Here is a 1,675-nt window from a genome sequence, read left to right on the forward strand (position 1 = left end):
TGTCCAGCCGGTTTTGAAAGGTCGTCCCTTCCGCCAAATTCAAATGTCGGTGCGGGCGTGCTTTTTGTGCGGGTTTTGATGCTTTTTGGGGTTAGCCGTAGGGCGGTGGTGCTGGCCTGACACAACCGAGTCTGGCCCAGGGTGGGGCGGTGGATTCGCGGTGGGCAAAGTTAAAATGTCCGCGTTCCGCAGCTGCAGCGGTGCTGCCGCGAGCGCGCGCTCCAGATCGAGTCGGTTGATCTGACGTTGGCGCTTGGTGCTGGCTGACGGCTGGGCCGGGCGCGGCGGCTCGCCGGCCAGCGTGCGCGACGGCCCCGCCTGCTGGCGACTGTCGCGCTGCGCCTGCACCTGCGCCGTGATGGCCAGCACGTGCCCCAGCCGCTTGTTGTCGACGATCGCGCCCTGGTCGATCGCGCCGAGCCGGTCATAGGTGGTGTAGGGCAGGGAAGCGCCATCGGCCCACAACTCGATCCTGCCGTCCGGGTACTCGGCCACCTCGAGATAGCGATGGATCAGGCGCCGGTGCTCGGGGCGGTCCTCGAGCAGGTACAGCACCTTGTCGTACTGCAGCGTGAGGCTCTGGGACACCTTGCGCCATTCGCGCCAGCTGAAGATCCGTTCCAGATCCTCGTCGCCGCGCAGCGGCCGGTGCGCATCGAAGTCGCGCTTGGGCACCTTGGCAAAGCGCGCGTTGAAGTCGGCAATGAAATGCGGCGCAAAGGCATTGGCCGCGGCCATCGCGCTGATCCCGCGCAGCCGCAGTTCCTTGACCAGCCGGTCCTGCAGCGTGCCGTTCATCCGCTCCACGCGGCCCTTGGCCGGGCTCGAATTGGCGCACAGGATGTCGATGTTGAGCTCGAACAGCGCACGCCCGAACTGGGTGTAGCCGCGGCCCTCGGCGTTGTCCCGGACATTGACCCGGAAAATGCCGGCCTTGTCGCTGTAGAACGCCATCGGCTTGCCGTGGCGCTCGATGTAGGCGCGCGTGGCGGTGAAATACGCCGACGTCGATTCGGTCGGCACGAACCGCAGCTGCATCAGCTTGCTGGTCGCGTCGTCGACGTACACCAGCAGCGTGCACGCCGGCGCCCGGTCCTCGAACCAGGCGTGGTCGCTGCCGTCGATCTGGACCAGCTCGCCCAGGCACGCCCGGCGGCTCCTCGGCTGGTGCACCTTGGGCGGGCGCAGCTTCCTGGGCACCCAGAAACCGGTGTCGATCATGATCCGGCGCACGCATGCCGGCGAGATCTCGATGCCATGGCGCTCGCGCAGCTTCTCGGCGGCCAGCGTCGGGCCGAAGTCGGCATAGCTGTCGCGGATCAGGCCGCGCACGCGGGATTCCAGCCCCTGAGGCAACTGGTGATGACCGGGCTGTCCCCATTTACGGGAAACGAGGCCTCGAGGACCGTCCTGCCGGTACCGCTGCGCCAGACGCTCAACCTGGCGCGTGGAAATGCCAAGCTTCTCGGCTGCGCGCCAGACCATCAAGCCGTCTTCGACTACGGCCTGGATGACCTTGCAGCGGTCCAGTTCGCGCATGCTCATGGTGATCGTGTTGGGGCGGCCCATGATCATGCTCCTGGCTTGGCGGCAAGGCCGCCAGCTTGGCATGAGCCGGACCGAGGTACGACATTTGAATTCATCCCAACTACGACATTAGAAAAAACGGCTAACA

General features: G+C 65.9%; 1 protein-coding gene. It reads right to left on the bottom strand.

Translation table 11 applies throughout. From position 1 onward, the window contains the following. Positions 1-39: 39 nt before the first annotated feature. Positions 40-1,569, bottom strand: coding sequence for an ISNCY family transposase (locus CF68_RS34555; RefSeq protein ID WP_035828015.1), 1,530 nt, complete (start codon positions 1,567-1,569; stop codon positions 40-42). Positions 1,570-1,675: the final 106 nt, after the last annotated feature.

Origin of the sequence: Cupriavidus sp. SK-4, from assembly GCF_000611125.1 — a bacterium.
Classification (GTDB): Bacteria; Pseudomonadota; Gammaproteobacteria; order Burkholderiales; family Burkholderiaceae; genus Cupriavidus; species Cupriavidus necator.

Coding starts and splice junctions, on each gene's coding strand:
- CF68_RS34555 (WP_035828015.1), bottom strand. CDS start 1,569: ATGGGCCGCCCCAACACGATCACCATGAGCATGCGCGAACTGGACCGC.